The sequence below is a fragment of the Paenibacillus sp. Negev47 genome (genome assembly GCF_058313655.1).
Genome location: NZ_CM177754.1, coordinates 4,328,187 through 4,346,973 on the forward strand (window position 1 = coordinate 4,328,187; position 18,787 = coordinate 4,346,973).

The 18,787-nt window shown below is 45.0% G+C and carries 17 protein-coding genes; all 17 read right to left on the reverse strand.

The genetic code is table 11. The features are described 5' to 3' along the window. Positions 1 to 22: 22 nt before the first annotated feature. A complete protein-coding gene (locus AC4G47_RS19380; protein WP_491102255.1) occupies positions 23 to 964 on the reverse strand; it encodes a MotE family protein in 942 nt (313 codons plus the stop codon). Between the two features lie 43 nt (positions 965 to 1,007). Then, a complete protein-coding gene (fliJ, locus tag AC4G47_RS19385; protein ID WP_307413693.1) occupies positions 1,008 to 1,460 on the reverse strand; it encodes a flagellar export protein FliJ in 453 nt (150 codons plus the stop codon). 11 nt (positions 1,461 to 1,471) lie between these two features. Further along, the gene (fliI, locus tag AC4G47_RS19390; RefSeq protein ID WP_036609365.1) at positions 1,472 to 2,791 is read right to left on the reverse strand and encodes a flagellar protein export ATPase FliI; all 1,320 of its coding nucleotides are present in this window, start codon (positions 2,789 to 2,791) and stop codon (positions 1,472 to 1,474) included. After that, entirely contained in the window at positions 2,778 to 3,641 is an 864-nt protein-coding gene (locus tag AC4G47_RS19395) for a FliH/SctL family protein (protein ID WP_491102256.1), read from the reverse strand. The genes fliI and AC4G47_RS19395 overlap by 14 nt, the downstream gene beginning before the upstream one ends. Further along, entirely contained in the window at positions 3,634 to 4,650 is a 1,017-nt protein-coding gene (gene fliG / locus AC4G47_RS19400) for a flagellar motor switch protein FliG (protein ID WP_047842476.1), read from the reverse strand. The genes AC4G47_RS19395 and fliG overlap by 8 nt, the downstream gene beginning before the upstream one ends. An 11-nt stretch (positions 4,651 to 4,661) precedes the next feature. Continuing rightward, positions 4,662 to 6,248, reverse strand: a complete 1,587-nt coding sequence (fliF, locus tag AC4G47_RS19405; protein ID WP_491102257.1) for a flagellar basal-body MS-ring/collar protein FliF — start codon at positions 6,246 to 6,248, stop codon at positions 4,662 to 4,664. Positions 6,249 to 6,384: 136 nt separating this feature from the next. Further along, positions 6,385 to 6,696 (reverse strand): flagellar hook-basal body complex protein FliE, encoded by a 312-nt coding sequence (gene fliE / locus AC4G47_RS19410; RefSeq protein ID WP_491102258.1) that lies wholly within the window; start codon positions 6,694 to 6,696, stop codon positions 6,385 to 6,387. Between the two features lie 59 nt (positions 6,697 to 6,755). Next, the gene (gene flgC, locus AC4G47_RS19415) at positions 6,756 to 7,205 is read right to left on the reverse strand and encodes a flagellar basal body rod protein FlgC (protein ID WP_491102259.1); all 450 of its coding nucleotides are present in this window, start codon (positions 7,203 to 7,205) and stop codon (positions 6,756 to 6,758) included. Between the two features lie 5 nt (positions 7,206 to 7,210). Further along, positions 7,211 to 7,618, reverse strand: a complete 408-nt coding sequence (gene flgB, locus AC4G47_RS19420) for a flagellar basal body rod protein FlgB (RefSeq protein WP_145318935.1) — start codon at positions 7,616 to 7,618, stop codon at positions 7,211 to 7,213. 987 nt (positions 7,619 to 8,605) lie between these two features. Next, positions 8,606 to 10,006, reverse strand: a complete 1,401-nt coding sequence (gene hslU, locus AC4G47_RS19425) for an ATP-dependent protease ATPase subunit HslU (protein WP_062833787.1) — start codon at positions 10,004 to 10,006, stop codon at positions 8,606 to 8,608. A gap of 116 nt (positions 10,007 to 10,122) precedes the next feature. Beyond that, a complete protein-coding gene (hslV, locus tag AC4G47_RS19430; RefSeq protein WP_062326042.1) occupies positions 10,123 to 10,665 on the reverse strand; it encodes an ATP-dependent protease subunit HslV in 543 nt (180 codons plus the stop codon). A gap of 26 nt (positions 10,666 to 10,691) precedes the next feature. Beyond that, a complete protein-coding gene (gene trmFO, locus AC4G47_RS19435) occupies positions 10,692 to 12,029 on the reverse strand; it encodes an FADH(2)-oxidizing methylenetetrahydrofolate--tRNA-(uracil(54)-C(5))-methyltransferase TrmFO (RefSeq protein WP_491102260.1) in 1,338 nt (445 codons plus the stop codon). A 57-nt stretch (positions 12,030 to 12,086) separates the two neighbouring features. After that, the gene (gene topA / locus AC4G47_RS19440; protein WP_491102261.1) at positions 12,087 to 14,186 is read right to left on the reverse strand and encodes a type I DNA topoisomerase; all 2,100 of its coding nucleotides are present in this window, start codon (positions 14,184 to 14,186) and stop codon (positions 12,087 to 12,089) included. 116 nt (positions 14,187 to 14,302) lie between these two features. Then, positions 14,303 to 15,433, reverse strand: coding sequence for a DNA-processing protein DprA (gene dprA / locus AC4G47_RS19445; RefSeq protein WP_491102262.1), 1,131 nt, complete (start codon positions 15,431 to 15,433; stop codon positions 14,303 to 14,305). 244 nt (positions 15,434 to 15,677) lie between these two features. Further along, entirely contained in the window at positions 15,678 to 16,607 is a 930-nt protein-coding gene (sucD, locus tag AC4G47_RS19450) for a succinate--CoA ligase subunit alpha (protein ID WP_074094556.1), read from the reverse strand. 63 nt (positions 16,608 to 16,670) lie between these two features. Continuing rightward, complete coding sequence (gene sucC / locus AC4G47_RS19455; RefSeq protein ID WP_433752748.1) at positions 16,671 to 17,831, reverse strand: ADP-forming succinate--CoA ligase subunit beta; 1,161 nt, start codon at positions 17,829 to 17,831, stop codon at positions 16,671 to 16,673. Between the two features lie 244 nt (positions 17,832 to 18,075). After that, complete coding sequence (locus AC4G47_RS19460; RefSeq protein WP_491102263.1) at positions 18,076 to 18,531, reverse strand: MarR family winged helix-turn-helix transcriptional regulator; 456 nt, start codon at positions 18,529 to 18,531, stop codon at positions 18,076 to 18,078. Between the last annotated feature and the right edge of the window lie 256 nt (positions 18,532 to 18,787).

Below are 18,787 nucleotides of genomic sequence, written 5' to 3' on the forward strand. Positions count from 1 at the left end.
TCAGATATCACATGAAACAGGTCTACTTGTTGCCCATTAACCTGTTCAGTATTTTTGCAGTTTCAACCGAATCCTCTGAAGACATATTTTCAAGCAATTGAGAGCGTGTTGCATCATCTACCGAGTTCAGGATGGTCAACGTTTTGTCTGGACTCAACTTATATGTTTCCAATAGTAGCTTGGCACCACTTGAAGCAGACATCGAAGCAAACGTTTGGCTAAGCTGGTTTTTATCCAGATTTTTGCTCGTGGTTGTTGCTGCAATTGATGTTGCTTCGGTTTCTTTCTTCAATCTGGATTGCAGTGCATCCAGTGCGAGATCTCCGGACGGTTTGGCATCCTTCATCATCATGGTGACATCGGCTGCTGTTTTCGGGTCCATCTTTTCAAGCACTTTCGTCCGAGCAGATGATTGCATGGCATTCAACAACAGGACCATTTCCTCATTCGTCATATTTTGCAAAATTGGTGCAGCTTTGCTCGGACTCATGTCAGCATACATTTTAGCTAAATCTTTTATTTGCTTTTGATAATCGGATTCCGTTTCCGGCGTTTCCGCTGTAGCCGTCTCAGCAGCTTTCTCTGCATCATCCAACTTCTTCTGAAGGTCTGTTGCTTTCTTCGCCTCAGTTGTTGTCGCTTCCTGCGCTGCCTTAAGTTCTGTTTCTTTTGCCGTAACTTGGGACTTCAGCTTTTCGATTGTCGCTTCAGCACTTTCAACCTGCTGCTCACTCTTCTCCAGCTTATCTTTCTCAGGGTCCAGCACAGGATCAGGTACCCATTCCTTAACTACCGGAATCTTGTTAGCAAATTCAAACAAATTATTACGAATATCTACATTGAAAAGCGTAAGCAATACGCCCAGCAATACTACAGTGAATACAATCGGGATGGAAATCATGAGAAATTTTTCCCATCCGCCTCCCGATTCTTTTTCCATATCGCTATCGTCTTTAACAGCCATCGTTCATTCCTCCTTCACGAGACAACTTCGCGTCCGGCTCACATCAATTCGCGCGTCCGGCTTTGGCAGCGAAGCGTACAGTAGCCATCTCGTCCAGATCGTTCTGTTCCCGGAGGAGCATCTCCTGCTGAAATTTGATCTTGGCCTTGTCTCTCGCTCCAAGCCATACTTTTTCATCAACCATCTTACCGTTCAGAAACGTCTGATTCCGTTGCACATTGACCTGAGCATGTTTAACATCATTGTTTTTACGTGAAATGCACTCGTCAAGATGATGTACATATCGCTGCATCTCCTGCAGACTATTTACAGACGCTGTATTTTCCGTAGCAGATTGGATAATCCCGACCAGATTATTTCTATCGTTCAGAAGTTGTATCAGATGCTCTTCCTCCGTCTGAAGCTTTCCGATCGCTGTGGATAACATCCACTCTGCCTGTGTTTTTTCATTACTCTTCAGGTCAACAACCTTCTGGAAATGATACCGAAATTTCATCGCTTAACCATTCATCTCCTTGCAAATTCAAGAATCAAACGTTCCTGCACTTCACTTAAGGTGACTTTCTCGTCGACTTTCTGCTTTGTAAAGTTCCATATACTATCAATCTGGTCTATTGATTCATCAATCGCTGCATTTGAGCCTCGCTGATAAGCTCCAATATTGATCAAATCCTCCGACTCTTTGTACACAGCCATCAAACGCTTCATATTATTAACGGCTTCCAGCTGCTCTTCGGGAGCAATATCCTTCATGACACGACTTATACTGGCTAGTACATCGATTGCCGGAAAATGACCTTTATTCGCAATGGATCGGTTTAACACAATGTGGCCATCCAATATACCCCTCACCGCATCCGCGATTGGTTCGTTCATGTCATCCCCATCAACCAGAACGGTGTAAAAGGCTGTAATCGAACCCGTAGGCCCTGTGCCTGCCCGTTCAAGCAGTTTGGGCAAACTCGCAAATACCGATGGAGTATATCCTCTCATTGCCGGAGGTTCACCTACAGCCAGACCAACTTCCCTTTGAGCCATCGCATATCGAGTAACCGAATCCATCATGAGCATCACGTTCATTCCACGATCTCGGAAGTACTCTGCAATAGTGGTTGCGATAACAGCTCCTTTGATACGAATCAGGGCAGGCTGATCTGACGTTGCAACAATAACTACGGAACGTTCCAATCCTTCTGGCCCCAGATCCCGTTCGATAAAGTCGCGAACCTCACGTCCCCGTTCACCCACAAGCGCGATGACATTGACATCTGCTGCTGTATTGCGAGCAATCATGCCCATCAATGTACTCTTACCAACACCAGAACCGGCAAAAATACCTACACGCTGTCCCTTACCTACGGTCAACAATCCGTCGATAGCTCTTACACCAACACCCATGGTTTCAAGTACACGCGGACGATCCATTGGATTAACTGGTGTATTGGAGGTAGAGTACATCGGCATTCTGGATGGGAGAAGGGAACCGTCCAGCGGCTGCCCAAGTCCGTCCAGCACTTTACCGAGCAATTCGGAGCCTACCTGAACTCCGAGTGGTTTACCAGTACCTACTACATCGCAACCCGGACCGATGGATTGAAGTTCACCCAGTGGCATAAGCAGCACTTTGTTATCTCGAAACCCAACGACTTCGGCCTGTAGAGGCTTGGCCGATTTACCAGGGTAGATGTAACATACGTCACCGATACTTGCATCTGGCCCTTCTGACTCAACCATAAGACCAATGACCTGAGTAACTTTGCCGTTAATGCGAACGGGATCAAATTGCCGCAAATGTTCCATATATCGCTGTGAACTAAGAACCTTCATGTTGATTTCTTCGCTCCTCATCCTCAAGTGCTATGCGGACCAGTTCTTTTTTGATTTCAGCAAGCTGTGTATCAATTCTCGCATCTACACTTCCGAACGAAGAACGGATAACACATCCTTTGTCTTTGACCGTGGAATCAGGCAAAATCTGCAATTCTGCTTGAGAGTCAATGGACAGGGATAATTCTTCGCGAGCTGCCTGTACAAATGCAAATTGATCAGGAGCCACACAAAGTGTGATCAAACCCTGCTCCCGTTTACGTGACAAACTTTGACGAATCAGTTCCAAGGTATGATCGGGTTCAATGGTAAGTTGCTTATCAATGACTTTCTCGGCAATCCCACAAGCGAGATCCACAAGGAACGGCTCCGCTTCCTGAATGATCTGATCTTTTGCTACATAAGCCTCCTGAAGAACTTCCTGGGCTTCATTCATCATCTTTTCGATCTGCACCTGGAGATCCAGTTCAGCTTGTACTTTGCCTTCTTCAAAACCCTGTTGGAAACCTTGTGAACGAAGTGCTTCGGTCAGATGTTCATCCTGTTGTCGTTGTTCCTGCCACCAGCTATCGATCTGTTCACGGGCTTCTTGAAGCATGCGCTCTGCTTCTTCCGAAGCTTCACGTACTTGCTTTTCTGCAAACTCCTTGGCATCTTCCAGCATCTCTGCGGTGAGACGTTGTGTTTCTTCGTCCACGCGTGCTTGAAGCGTTTCAGCTTCAGAACCTTCAGCACTCACACCATTTAATTCCGCTTCAGACTCCTCGACACCACCATAATGATGATGGTTCTCAAGTCTTTTACGGTCATCAACCGGTACATACTGGAAAGATTTAATCAAATTAGACAATGATATCATCTCCTCCACCGCGTGCGATAATGATCTCCCCGGCTTCTTCCAATCTGCGTATCGTTCCTACGATACGTGTCTGAGCTTCCTCAACATCACGCAATCGCACAGGTCCCATGAATTCCATCTCTTCTTTGAATGTCTCGGACATCCGTTTCGACATATTCCGGAACACAGCATCCCGAACTTCTTCGCTTGCCACTTTGAGTGCCAGCTGCAAATCTGCGTTGTCGATATCCCGAATAATGCGCTGAATCGAACGATCATCCACATTGACGATATCTTCGAATACAAACATGCGTTTTTTGATTTCCTCTGCAAGCTCCGGATCCTGAATCTCGAGCGAGTCCAAAATGGTACGCTCTGTACCGCGATCGACTCCGTTCAGAATCTGAACGATTGATTCAATACCACCCGCATTCGTATAATCCTGCGTTACGGTAGAAGATAGTTTCTGTTCCAGAACCCGCTCCACTTGAGAGATGACTTCCGGTGAAGTACTATCCATAACAGCCACCCTGCGAGCGACATCTGCCTGTTTCTCTTGTGGCAAGGATGATAGAATCGCTGCTGCCTGTTCGAATTGCAGGTAAGACAGAACCAGGGCAATCGTTTGTGGGCTTTCATTCTGAATAAAGTTCAAAATTTGATTTGGATCTGCTTTGCGCGCAAAGTCAAATGGTCTAACTTGCAGCGTAGCTGTCAAACGATTAATGACTTCAAGTGCTTTTGATGAACCCAGAGCTTTCTCCAGGATTTCTCTGGCGTAATTGATACCGCCCTGAGAGATATACTCCTGCGCCAGACAGATCTGGTGAAACTCGGCCATGATCATGTCCTTTTCAGAAGAATCAACCTTGCGAACGTTGGCAATCTCCAACGTAAGTTGTTCGATCTCCTCGTCACGCAGATGTTTGAAAATCTGAGCCGATACTTCCGGACCTAATGTAATCAACAATATTGCTGCTTTTTGTCTGCCAGTCAAACCTTGACTGCTTGCCTTTGCCAATGCGCTCACCTCTATTCGTCAGCCAGCCATGTACGCAGCAGATTGACGAATTCGTCTGGCTTTTTCTTGGCCAAACTCTCCAATTGTTTGCGCACCTGACTTTCGTTCGTTACACTGTCCAGCGTAATGGACGGGAACTCTGTTGCTATTGGAAGAGGAATCTCTTCTTCTTCTTCTACTTCGTTTTGTTTGCGGCGACGGCGTACTAACAAAATAACAACCGCTGCGATCAATGCTGCTATGAGTGCTCCTCCGCCCCACATCATCGTTGAGGAAAGCTGGAAACCCGTATTGTCTGCAGAGGCAGTCTGGAACCCTTGTGACATGACTGAAACTTTCTTTGTCAGATCGGCGTCACTTATTACAGTGCCTGAGTCTGCCAGTGAAGCACGAACAATGTTAACCAAAATGTTCTCAATTGCGTCCTGAACCGGTCCCTGTAATTCTGTTTCTCCATTCGGTGGTTCAACTGCCACGTTAATGGTTAAATCTTTTACAGTATACGGACTAGAAATAATATCCTTGGCGATTCGATTAACATCGTAGTTCACCGTACTTGATGATTCTTCCGAAGTGGAGTTCCCTGCTGCATCAGCTGATGGATAACCCGGAACTTCCTCTTGCCCTGTGCCTGCAACACCACCTGTTGGGTTGCTTGCGCCGGTGTAACTCTTCTGAATCTCCTGCACACTAATTTCGATGCCTTTCATGTTCTCTACATCAACGGGTGTGACTAGATTTTCTTTGCGTGTTTCTTTGTCAAAATTAAGCTTGGAGGCTACCAAAACATTGACTTTGTCTTCGCCTACAATCTGAGAAAGAAATTGCTTCACGTTATTGCGGACATCGTTTTCGAACTTTTTCTGTAATGCCATGTTCTCTTGAACTTCAGAAGACAACCCGCCGCTACCACCTCGGGCAGTCGGTATCAGTTCTGCTTCATCCGTGTTTGTTATTGTGATGTTCTCAACAGGCAGATTAGGAATTGCGGTCTTAACCAAATTAAAGTATCCATCTACGGCTGCCTGATTTGGGTGATAACCCGGTTTAAACTGGAGTGCTACCGATGCAGATGCTTTATCCTGTTCTTCTAAGCCAGCAAAAATATTATCCTTCGGCATATTGACCAGCACTTTAGCGTCCTGTATCCCTTGCATCCGCTGAAGCAACTGTTCAACTTCTCCGTTTAAAGCATTGTTGTACTTTACATCAAACTCTTTATCCGTCATCCCGATCGGGGATGATGATTCCTCGAATGACTTATATCCCAGTGAACCATTCTGAATAATCCCTTGTGATCCAACATTCACTTTTGCAATGGCAACACTCGTGCTTGGTACGGATATCGTCTTGCCATCTGAACTTAATTTGTATGGAATACTAGATGAATCGAGATAACTGATAACGCCTGCTGAATCACTTGCATTCAAGTCTGTGAACGCAACTTCATATTCGGTCTTGGACAATTGCATCGTGAGAACAACTGCAGCCAAAATCAGAAACAGGAAGGTGGATAAAAATAATACTTTTTGCTTTTTGCTGAAACTATTCCAATACTGGGACCCCTTGTCCCTGTACTGGGCGATTCTCTCATTCACTCTGTCACCCCATCCGAAACTTTGCTTAGTCTGTCCTTACGCAACCCTAGCCGTTCCATAGGTCTACGATCAGGAGCAGCATCGCAGCTGCTTGTTGTAATGATCAGCGCTATTGCCTGAGCGCAAGTAGATTATTTTATAACTGCGTTCGCATAATTTCCTGGTACGCTTCGACCACTTTGTTTCGGACTTGAGTTGTGAGTTGTAGGCTTAACAAGGCCTGTTCGGAAGCGATCATCACCTGATCCACGTTCGCTTTGCCGACCAAAAATTGATTCGACATTTCATGCGATTGAGTCTCCTGTGCTGCGACGGACCCTAATGCGTTCTGTAAGTATGTACCGAAGCTCTGAATGGTTTCGGCTGGTGTAGAAGACTTGCTTTCGGTTGCACTCTTCATCTGTAGCGGTTGTACGCCCTGTGTGCTAAACATGTTGTTCTGAATCATTAATGTCACTCCCCTTCATATCTCGTTTACATATTTCTTGTTTTTAATTTCAGAGCAGATTATCTTCCAATCTCCAAAGCTTTGGAGATCATTGCTTTGGTTGAATTCAATGCTGTTACATTTGCCTCATAGGAACGCGAAGCAGAGATCATGTCGACCATTTCTTTCGCAATGTCCACGTTAGGCATAAATACATATCCTTCTGCGTTGGCATCCGGATGCGAAGGATCGTAGACAGGCTTCAATGGTGACTGATCCTCGCGAATCTCAGTTACTCTGACACCATCTCCCGTACTGCCACCTCGCATTTGATTTTGGAGCATTGTACCAAATGACGTTTTGTTCGGTTCAAGCACAACCATTTTGCGTTTGTAAGGAACAGCTTCACCATTGGATACGCTCGCGCGCGTCGTCTCTGCGTTGGCAATGTTGGAAGATATAACGTCCATCCGCAACCGTTGGGCCGTCAAAGCTGATGCACTGATACTAAAACTATTACTAATGTTCAATGTAGTTATCTCCCTTCCACACCAATACGCATGATTTTAATTTGTTCGTTCACTTGTTGAATATAAGCGTTGTAACGCAACTGATTCTCCGCCAGAAGACTCATTTCTCTGTCTATATCGACATTGTTTTCGTTGTTATTCATGGACGTTGACTGGTCCATATTAACTACTGGCGTTGGTACAGAAGAGGAAGGACCTATGACAAAATGCCTTGCATCAGTTACTTTACCTCTAAGAACAGGCATTTCTCCATTCATTTGCCCCTGTAACATCTCTTCAAAAGAAACGTCTGAGCGCTTGAAATACGGGGTATCGGCGTTCGCGATGTTGTCAGCAATCGTTCGCTGTCTGATGTTGGACGCATCGAGTGCACCTTGCAATCTTTTAAAGCTAATATCGTTTAAAAGATTCACAATCTCCCTCCTCTCTTTAGAAGTTATGGAAAAAGATTGAATCTTCTTCCTTGAAAATCCTTATGTTTTTTCGACAAAAACATTCGTTTTTACACGGTTTTCTAGGACTTAAGTAGAATTAACTCTGATGTTGTCGTATAACATAAGTTTCTTCGAGTTTGGGATATATTACAATAAGAAAAAAGCCCTATCTTTTCTGAAAGACAGGGCTTTTTGTGTATTTTCTGCAAATTATGAATTTTTTCGTAAATGTTCAGGCCCAAAACAAAAGTATGTTAATACTCTCCCTGATTGTTCTTAAACATTCTTAAAATAAAAAAAACCTTTCTCGTCTCGACAGGACTGTATAATGCCCGTAATTATGTATATTTCCAAGATATTCATCGTTGATAATGTTAGAATTTTTTGCCGTTAGATTAAGGGTTTAGTGACTATATGATAGGTATACATACGAAGCTGTGTATTAATCGATTGACAAGTTATCTTTCACGAATTAAGATTTCTCACCATTTCTACACAACACTTTCTTAACAATTAAGTAGGGTTTACGTATTTTAATCCCCAGAAAACATTTGGTGACTTCACACTTTTCTACAAATTCTGTTTTTGCGCATTTACGCAACATTTACCAATCTGTCAACTAAACCGATGCCCAGACTTGGAATAAGAAACATTCTTTTAATGGGAATGACTGGATAAAAAAATTAGAAATAACTACCACTCCGATAGGTTTTAACACACTTTACATGCGGCACAAGTCCTAGGTTTTGTCGATCCAGATAACAACCACACGTCTTTTATCGGTTATCTCATCTAAATCCTTTAGATAGTAACAAAAATAAACGATATGTCACCGGTCGGAGAGAGAACCTTTTGCGATTCGTCTAAGGAATGACTATCCTTCGTCGATCTCGTAAGTGTTCTCTACTGTCCAGTGCATATCGTTCATTCATACGACCTTTTAGCGATTACATTGCCAGCCCTATGTTACAGGATATACTGACTCAAATCACGATCAAGTGCAATATCATTCAATTTCTCACGGACATACTCCGGAGTAATTACCATACGTTCCAATGTAAGCTCAGGTGCCTCAAAGGATAAATCCTCCAGAAGCTTTTCAAGAATGGTATGCAATCGACGTGCGCCTATATTTTCTGTATTCTGATTGACGGATTCAGCCAATTTGGCTATTTCACGAATGGCGTCATCCGAGAACTCGATTTCAATATTTTCGGTACGCAGCAGATCAACATACTGCTTGGTCAGTGCATTTTGAGGCTCAGTCAGAATGGATACAAACTCTTCCAGCGTAAGACTACTTAGTTCCACACGAATTGGGAAGCGCCCTTGAAGCTCAGGAATCAGATCAGAGGGTTTGGCGACGTGGAATGCGCCAGCTGCCATAAACAGAATATAATCCGTTTTGACAGGACCATACTTCGTCATTACTGTAGAGCCCTCTACGATAGGCAGAATGTCACGTTGCACACCCTCACGGGATACATCAGGGCCACTACCACGCCCTTGACTGGCAACCTTGTCAATTTCATCTATGAAAATGATACCTGTCTGCTCTGCTCGACGAATGGACTCTTGTGTAACATCATCCATATCGATCAATTTTCCTGCTTCTTCCTGGATCAACACTTTGCGCGCTTCTTTGATGGCGAGCTTACGCTTTTTCGTACGACGAGGTAAGAGGCTGCCAAACATCTCCTGCATGTTCATGCCCATCTGATCATTGCCTTGTCCAGCAAACATGTCCATCATGTTAGGCGCAGTGTCCTCCACATCAATTTCAATAATGTCATCCTCCAACTTGCCGGACAACAGATCGAACTTGATCTTACGGCGGCGTTCGGCAACCCCAGTATCCGGTTCTGGCTCATCCTGTTCCTGAACGTTGTTGCCATTATTACCAAAGATCATCTCAAAGGGATTCCGCTGATTCTTGGACTTGGACTGTGAGGGAGCCAGAATATGTACAATTCGTTCATTGGCAGCTTCTTCAGCTTTGTCCTTCACTTTTTCAGTCCGCTCCAGTTTTACCATCCGCAGTGATGTTTCAATCAGATCACGTACCATCGATTCAACGTCACGGCCAACATAGCCTACTTCAGTGAATTTGGTTGCTTCCACTTTTACAAATGGCGCTCCTACCAGTTTAGCAAGGCGACGGGCAATTTCCGTTTTCCCCACACCGGTAGGTCCAATCATCAGGATATTTTTAGGTACAATGTCGTCCTGCGTATGCTCAGGCAAAAGACTACGCCGATAACGATTGCGAAGGGCTACCGCTACCGATTTTTTGGCTTTCTTTTGACCTACAATATACTTGTCAAGCTCTGCAACAATCTGTCTCGGTGTTAACGCTTGAGTATTCATATTGCTTCCCTCCTACCAGTATGCTGAAGTTATTTTACCGTACAAGGACAAAGAATCCCCTAGACGTTCTGGAGCAGATTACATAATCATGCTCCACTACGGGAGATTTCTTTGGCCTATAACTCTTCTACAATAATATTGTTGTTGGTATACACACAAAGCTCCGAGGCAATCTGAAGCGATTCGCGCGCAATGTCCTTCGCTTCAAGGTTCACCGCATGACGCTTCAATGCACGTGCAGCAGATAAGGCAAAGTTCCCACCTGATCCGATAGCGATAACGTCATCATCAGGCTCAATAATTTCGCCGCCGCCTGAGATGAGCAGCATGCCTGTTTTGTCCATCACAATCAATAGCGCCTCAAGCTTGCGCAAGATCCGATCCTGACGCCAATCCTTGGCAAGCTCTACAGCAGCACGCTGCAGGTTACCATGGTGCTCCTCCAGCTTGCCTTCGAATTTCTCAAACAAGGTAATGGCATCCGCCACAGAACCGGCAAATCCGGCAACAACCTGTCCGCGGTACAATCGTCTTACCTTCTTGGCTGTATTTTTCATCACGACGCTCTGGCCCATGGTCACCTGACCATCTCCAGCAATTGCCGCCTTACCATTATGACGTACAGCACAGATCGTTGTAGCATGAAATGACATATCCATGATATCAGCCTCCTCCCACGAATAATTTATACGCGTTCCGGAACAGTTAGACCTTCTGCCGCAGCAAAACTAGTGATACCATCCAGGGCACGCTGTGCAAGAGCTTCATTTTTTTCCTTTTTGTTACGGATTTTCGTTTCCAGCTTCGGCAACAAACCAAAGTTTGCGTTCATTGGCTGGAAGTGTTTGAAGTCAGCTGTTGTAATATACTGAGCCATACTGCCAAGTGTTGTTTCAACCGGCAATATCACCATTTCCTGCCCAAGAGCTGCTTTGGCTGCGTTCATACCGGCAATAAGCCCCGATGCAGCAGATTCTACATATCCTTCTACACCCGTCATCTGGCCTGCAAAAAACAGGTTTGGACGCTCTTTAAACTGATACGTCGGACGAAGCAGTTTAGGAGAATTAATAAATGTATTGCGATGCATTACGCCATAACGGACAAATTCTGCATTTTCAAGTCCAGGAATAAGGGAAAAGACACGTTTTTGTTCTCCCCATTTCAGATGCGTCTGGAAGCCAACCAGGTTATACAGGGTTCCGGCTGCGTTGTCCTGTCTAAGCTGTACAACAGCATGTGGCAACTCTCCTGTATGCGGGTTAACCAGACCTACTGGTTTCATAGGACCAAACAGAGCCGTCTGTTTCCCACGTTTCATCATCACTTCGATGGGCATACAGCCTTCAAAGTAGATTTCTTTCTCAAACTCTTTTAATTGAGCAACCTCAGCAGTAATGAGCGCTTCATAAAAGACATCAAACTCTTCTTCTGTCATCGGACAGTTCAGATATGCTGCTTCGCCCTTGTCATAACGGGAGGCCAGATACACCTTGTTCATATCAATTGAATCTTTTTCAATGATCGGTGCTGCTGCATCATAGAAGTAGAAATATTCTTCACCCATTAGTGCCTTGATTTGCTCAGACAATGCCGGTGAAGTCAGCGGACCCGTTGCCACAACAACGATGCCATCTTCCGGCAAGGAAGTCAGTTCTTCATTCACCACTTCGATGAGCGGATGCTGATGCAACGTAGACGTAATCTCACCTGAGAAGCCATCCCGGTCCACAGCAAGTGCTCCACCTGCTGGAACTGCATGCTTGTCTGCTGCAGACAGTACGAGAGAATTGAGCATTCTCATTTCTTCTTTTAACACACCTACTGCATTCGTCAACCCGTTCGCACGCAACGAGTTGCTACATACCAGTTCAGCAAATTTATCTGTATGATGAGCTGGTGTTTTCACCACAGGTCTCATCTCGTATAATTTCACGCGTACGCCGCGACTTGCGATCTGCCAGGCAGCCTCTGTCCCTGCCAGCCCGGCACCAATAACCGTTACTTGTTGTTCATTTGTCAAAATCTTTTACCTCCATAAAACAATTTCATAACTCACTAAAATTGATTCACATATATACTATTCCGCTGATTCGTCATCCGGTTCATCCACCGGCTCCTGATGATCACATGATGTACACTGCAATCGTGCTCCCTTTTTGTTCCGCTTCTCAATCATTAATGATCCGCAACTAGGACATGGTTTGGCTGAAGGTCTGTCCCATGAGACAAAATCACATTCAGGATATTTGTCACAACCGTAGAAAATACGTCCTTTTTTGCTGCGACGCTCAACAACATGACCTTCCTTACACTTCGGACAAGTTACGCCGATATCCTTGATAATCGGTTTGGTATTCCGGCAATCAGGGAAGCCGGAGCAAGCAAGAAACTTGCCAAAACGTCCGAGTTTATAAACAAGCGGTTTGCCGCACTTCTCACAGATCTCATCCGATACTTCGTCTTCAATCTCGATTTCTTTCATTTCTTCTTCTGCAAACTCAAGCCGTTTCTCAAAAGATTCGTAGAATTCTGTGAGTACTTTGACCCAATCCTCCGAACCTTCCTCCACATGGTCAAGATCACCTTCCATGTTCGCGGTAAACTCTACATTCAGGATTTCCGGGAAAAACTCTTCCATCTGTTCGATGACCAGTTCACCCAGCTCGGTCGGCATGAATTTCTTTTCCTCAATTGCAACATATCCGCGCTTCTGAATAGTCTCCAGTGTTGGCGCATATGTACTCGGACGCCCTATACCCAGTTCCTCAAGTGTCTTAACCAGCCTAGCCTCCGTATATCGTGGTGGCGGTTGGGTGAAATGTTGTTTCGGCTCAATCTCCTGCTTATCAAGCACATCTCCACTTTTCAGCGGAGGCAGCAGACGATCTTCTTCGGTTGTACCATCGTCGTTTCCTTCAACATACACCTTCATGAAACCTTGGAATCGAACCTTCGAACCTGCTGCACGGAAAATCGTGTCCCCCGCAGCAATATCTACAGAGAGCGTATCCAGGATAGCCGAAGACATCTGGCTCGCTACAAAACGTTCCCATACCAGTTTATACAACCGGAACTGATCGCGACTCATGAATGATTTGATTGAATCAGGATCCCGTAGAATTGAAGTCGGACGAATCGCTTCATGCGCATCCTGAGCATTAGCTGCTTTTTTGGAATAGTTACGTGGTGTCTCCGGTGCAAATGGCTCACCATACTTACCAACGATATATTCTTTGGCTTCCTCTTGTGCAGATGCCGCAATTCGTGTGGAGTCTGTACGCATATACGTGATGAGACCTACTGTGCCTTCTTTTCCAAGGTCTACACCTTCGTACAGTTGTTGTGCGACCGACATCGTCTTGGAAGCTCTGAAATTCAATTTACGCGCTGCTTCCTGTTGCAGAGAACTTGTCGTAAACGGTGCGGAAGGGTTCCGACTGCGTTCCTTCTCTTTGACTTCCTTGATCGTAAAGTCCGCATCTTCGATCTGTTTCAGGATCGCTTGTACTTCGGCTTCACTGCCCAGTTCTGTTTTGGCACCGTTCAGTTTATGAAACTTGGCTTCAAACGGATTGCCGTCTGCTGTCAGTTTCGCGGTAATGCTCCAATATTCTTCCGGTTCAAAATCATCAATTTCATTTTCACGATCTATAATGATTTTGACAGCCACGGATTGAACCCGGCCTGCCGACAAGCCTTTTTTCACTTTTTTCCATAATAATGGACTAATCTTATATCCAACGAGTCGATCCAGAATACGTCTTGCCTGCTGCGCGTTGACCAAATCCATATTGATTTTCCGCGGCGTTTTGAACGCATCTTTGACCGCCTGTTTTGTAATTTCATTAAATACAACCCGGCAATCTGCCGTATCGTCCAATTCAAGGGCATGGGCCAAATGCCATGCGATAGCCTCACCTTCGCGATCCGGGTCAGCTGCGAGATACACTTTTTTCACTTTCTTTCGTGCATCCTTCAGTTCTTTCAAAATTGAACCTTTGCCGCGGATCGTAATATATTTCGGATTAAAATCATTCTCCACCTCAACGCCGATCTGACTCTTTGGCAAATCGCGAACATGTCCCATCGAAGCTTTCACGATGAACTTGCTGCCTAAATATTTGCCTATCGTCTTCGCCTTTGAGGGCGACTCCACGATTACGAGTGCATCCGCCATAGGTTCATCCTCCTCTCAGTCATGAAACTCTCATGAAACTGTTTCTGTAAGCTTATGCATAGTTAATAACTTCTGCTAATTATATATTTCCACACACTGCGTAGGTTGAAGCATCGTCATACCCTCGCGTATTTAGTGCCTGGTAATTGGCTAATCTGCTTTTTTATGATTAAAGATAACAGAACTGAATGCAAATGTCCAAAATCCCAACCAAGCAGTTCAACCAGTTGATCCAATGATTGTTCTCCCTGTTCCAACAGATAAATCACGCGTTGTTCATCTGGAGAGAGCTTCACCTCAGCGAATATCCCTCGCCCGGAAGGTTCAGGTGTTTCTGTCGAACGTCCTCTATTGTAAGGAAGTTGTTCTGCATTTGGCAAGTCCAAACGATACTCTTCCAAAATGTCTGCTCCACAAGTCACCAATTTGGCACCTTGACGGATAAGGTTGTGTGCTCCCCGACTCTTCGGCGATGTAATAGGTCCAGGGACGGCAAATACATCCCTGCCTGCTTCAAGAGCAGCATCTGCTGTAATGAGTGAACCACTGCGAATGTCAGCCTCTACGACCAGTGTTCCCAACGTTAGGCCGGCAATAATTCGATTCCGTTCCGGAAATAGTCCTTGACGGGCACGCGTACCGGGTGGATATTCCGATAAAAGCAAACCCGTCTCAGCGATTCTCTCGGCAAGGCTAGTATTTTCGGGTGGGTATATATTATCGATCCCTGTTCCGAATACGGCAATGGTTTTTCCTTTGGCACGTAATACTGCCTCATGACATACACTATCAATACCTCGGGCAAGCCCACTTACGATCGTCAGTCCTGCACTGCATAATTGCTCTGCCAGCTTCTCTCCAACTTTGCGCCCATACACGGTCGGCATACGAGTTCCTACCATTGCAATAGACGAGTTGTGTAGCAAACTAACATCCCCGCGAGCATACATTACCCAAGGAGGTTGAACGGTTTCCTTCATTAATATGGGATAATTCTGATCCAGATAAGTAATAACCTCTATCCCCTGATTGTAAACGTGTTCTCTTTTACTCTCTATCCAGTCGATAGTAAAATGACTAGTCAAACGTGCAGCCTGATCTTTGCGCAAGCCTGCTGCGACCCAGTCGCCTTCCCCATAATTCAAGAGATCGGGCAATTCATGTTGTCCCAAAATCAGTTTCGAGATTGTTTTCTTGCCAATGCCCTCCATCTCATGCAAACCAAACAAGATCCATCTTTCTTCCATACCATATGCCTCCCAGAGCGGGAAGATATCTTCCCTCATATTGTGTGTTAAGTGACCACGGAATGCAAGCGTTTACGCAGATGAGGGACAATTCCTCTCCCTTTTCACGTTAAATAAACGCAAAAAAGCAACCCTTCGCCCTGTTTAAGGACAAAAGGTTGCTTACCTTTTCCGTAACCATAATAGTCGGTCTACCAGAAATAGATCATTTCCGAGCCGTTTCTTCTATTATAACGAAAAAGAATTAATGTGTCGTGCACAAATTCAAAATACCACGTTCCTCAAGTACACTCACCAAAGTCGAACCCATCTCAGCAGGCGTTGGTGCAACTTTGATTCCACATGATTCCAGCTTCGCAATTTTCTCTTTGGCTGTACCTTTACCGCCAGAGATAATAGCGCCAGCATGGCCCATCCGTTTGCCTGGAGGCGCTGTAACGCCACCGATAAAGCCAACAACCGGTTTGGTCATGTTCTCACGTACCCAATCTGCAGCATCCTCTTCAGCAGTACCACCGATCTCACCAATCATAATGACCGCATGAGTCTGTGGGTCTTCATTGAACCGCTTCAGGATATCAATGAATTCGGAACCTTTTACAGGGTCTCCCCCGATTCCAACCGCAGAAGATTGTCCAATGCCACGAGTTGTCAGTTGATGAACGGCTTCATACGTTAGTGTACCACTACGCGAAACAACGCCCACATGCCCTGCCATATGGATATAACCAGGCATGATACCAATTTTACATTCGCCTGGTGTAATGACACCTGGACAGTTCGGTCCGATCAGGACGGTATCTTTACCTTCCATGAAGCGGTCAACCTTGATCATGTCTAGAACCGGAATACCTTCTGTAATACAGATTACGAGGTCCAGCTCTGCGTCAACAGCTTCCATAATGGAATCTGCTGCAAATGCCGGAGGAACGTAAATGACGCTCGCTGTTGCGCCTGTAGCTTCCTTCGCTTCCTGCACAGTGTTGAACACCGGCAGGCTGGCTACTGTACCGTCTTCCAGCGTGATATCCACATTGGTTCCGCCCTTACCCGGTGTAACTCCGCCTACCATCTGGGTTCCGTAGTCCAATGCGCCCTTCGTGTGGAACATTCCCGTTGAACCCGTAATGCCTTGCGTAATGACTTTTGTATTTTTATCAATCAAAATACTCACGTTGCTTCACATCCTTACGGTTATTTTTCAGTTCCCGGACAGCTCCGGTACTAAGGAATGAACTTATTTTACGAGGGCAACAATTTTCTGTGCACCATCGGCCATGGAATCGGCAGGAACAATATTCAGGCCAGATTCACCCAGAATACGTTTACCAAGCTCCACGTTAGTTCCTTCAAGACGAACAACCAGCGGTTTGGTCAGACCAAGCTGCTTCGCTGCTTCAACAACACCGTTGGCGATAACATCACAGCGCATAATGCCACCGAAAATGTTAACAAAGATCCCGGCTACTTTAGCATCAGACAAAATGATCTTAAATGCTTCAGTCACCTTCTCCGTTGTTGCACCGCCCCCTACGTCAAGGAAGTTTGCGGGGTCTCCACCGTAGTATTTGATAATATCCATCGTCGCCATCGCAAGTCCCGCACCATTGACCATACAGCCGATGTTGCCATCAAGTGCTATGTAGCTGAGGTCGTATTTGGAAGCTTCGATTTCTTTTTCATCCTCTTCATCCAGGTCACGCAGTTCCAAAATGTCTTTGTGACGGAACAGGGCGTTGGAGTCAAAGTTCAACTTCGCGTCCAGTGCGATAACGTTTCCATCTCCGGTAACAACGAGAGGATTGATCTCGGCAATGGAGCAATCTTTTTCGACAAAAGCTGTGTACAACGCGAGCATGAACTTAACAGCTTTATTCACCAGTTCGTTAGGAATCTGAATGCTGTAAGCCAGTTTACGCGCCTGGAACACTTGCAACCCAATAGCAGGGTCAATGATTTCTTTGAAAATTTTCTCAGGTGTAGCTTCAGCTACTTCTTCAATCTCAGTACCGCCTTCTTCGGAAGCCATCATAACTACACGGCCTGTGGCACGGTCCACAACAACACCCACATAATACTCTTTGCGGATATCGCATCCTTCTTCAATCAGAAGACGTTTCACTTCTTTACCTTCTGGTCCAGTCTGGTGTGTCACCAATACTTTACCGAGAATTTCGGAAGCATAGGCACGAACTTCTTCCGTGCTCTTCGCCACTTTTACACCGCCGGCTTTACCCCGGCCACCTGCGTGAATTTGCGCTTTAACTACAGTCACCGGACTGCCCAGTGCCTCTGCGGCCGCAACCGCTTCATCGACTGTATAAGCAACCTTTCCATTTGGAACGGTAACTCCATACTGTTTCAGTACTTCTTTTCCTTGATATTCATGGATATTCATTCTCGAATCCTCCTATCAACATGACTGCAACAAGGCGGGTTGGTAGACTAACAAAAGACAAATGTTGACTATTTTCACTTAAACCCAATTCATTGTAACACGTTTTTAAAACGCTTTCCTTAAAAAATTAATGGTTAATAGACAGTATTTTGATATGAGTATGATCCCATATTGTGAATGTTTGGGTATATATGGAAAAAACCTCAGCTAAAAGCCAAGGTTTCTACGATGCAAAGTTACATTATTATTTTTTGGCAGCGTTAGTATTAGTTTCGTGGACTTTTTCCAGTAATCCTTTGAACTGACCCAGCAAAGCTTCAAACTCGGTGCTATTCAAACACGCGTCTCCCTGGATGGATGCAGGTATGGACAATGCCTTATTTCGCAGCTCACGACCGGAGTCGGTTAGTGTAATTAATACTTTTCGTTCATCCTGAGCCGAGCGTTCGCGATTAATATGTCCTGCTGACTGCAAACGTTTGAGAAGTGGTGTCAATGTTCCCGAATCAAGGTATAGCGCCTCCCCGATCTCCTTAACCGTGCATTCTTCACGTTCCCACAATACCATCAGAACCAGATACTGTGAATACGTTACGCCGAGCACCTCCAGATAAGGCTGGTACATCTTCGTAATCTCACGTGAACAAGCATATATGGCAAAGCATAATTGGTTATCCAGATTCAAACTGTCAGTCTGCATATGTCTTTCTCACCTGCCTATTGTGCATTCTATTCCTTATAACACAGGAACTATAAATCTATATTATCACAAAATAGAAAAAAAACAGAATAATTGAGCACAAATGATTTTACCTTTCAATTTAATTATGTTAAATTAGATTGCATACAATACAATATAGGCAGATGGACATTACCATATGCTCAGGATGCAATAGCAATAATCAAAAGATCCATTGAAGAATAGATTTACGGCTTCACATGTCAAAATCTCTTAA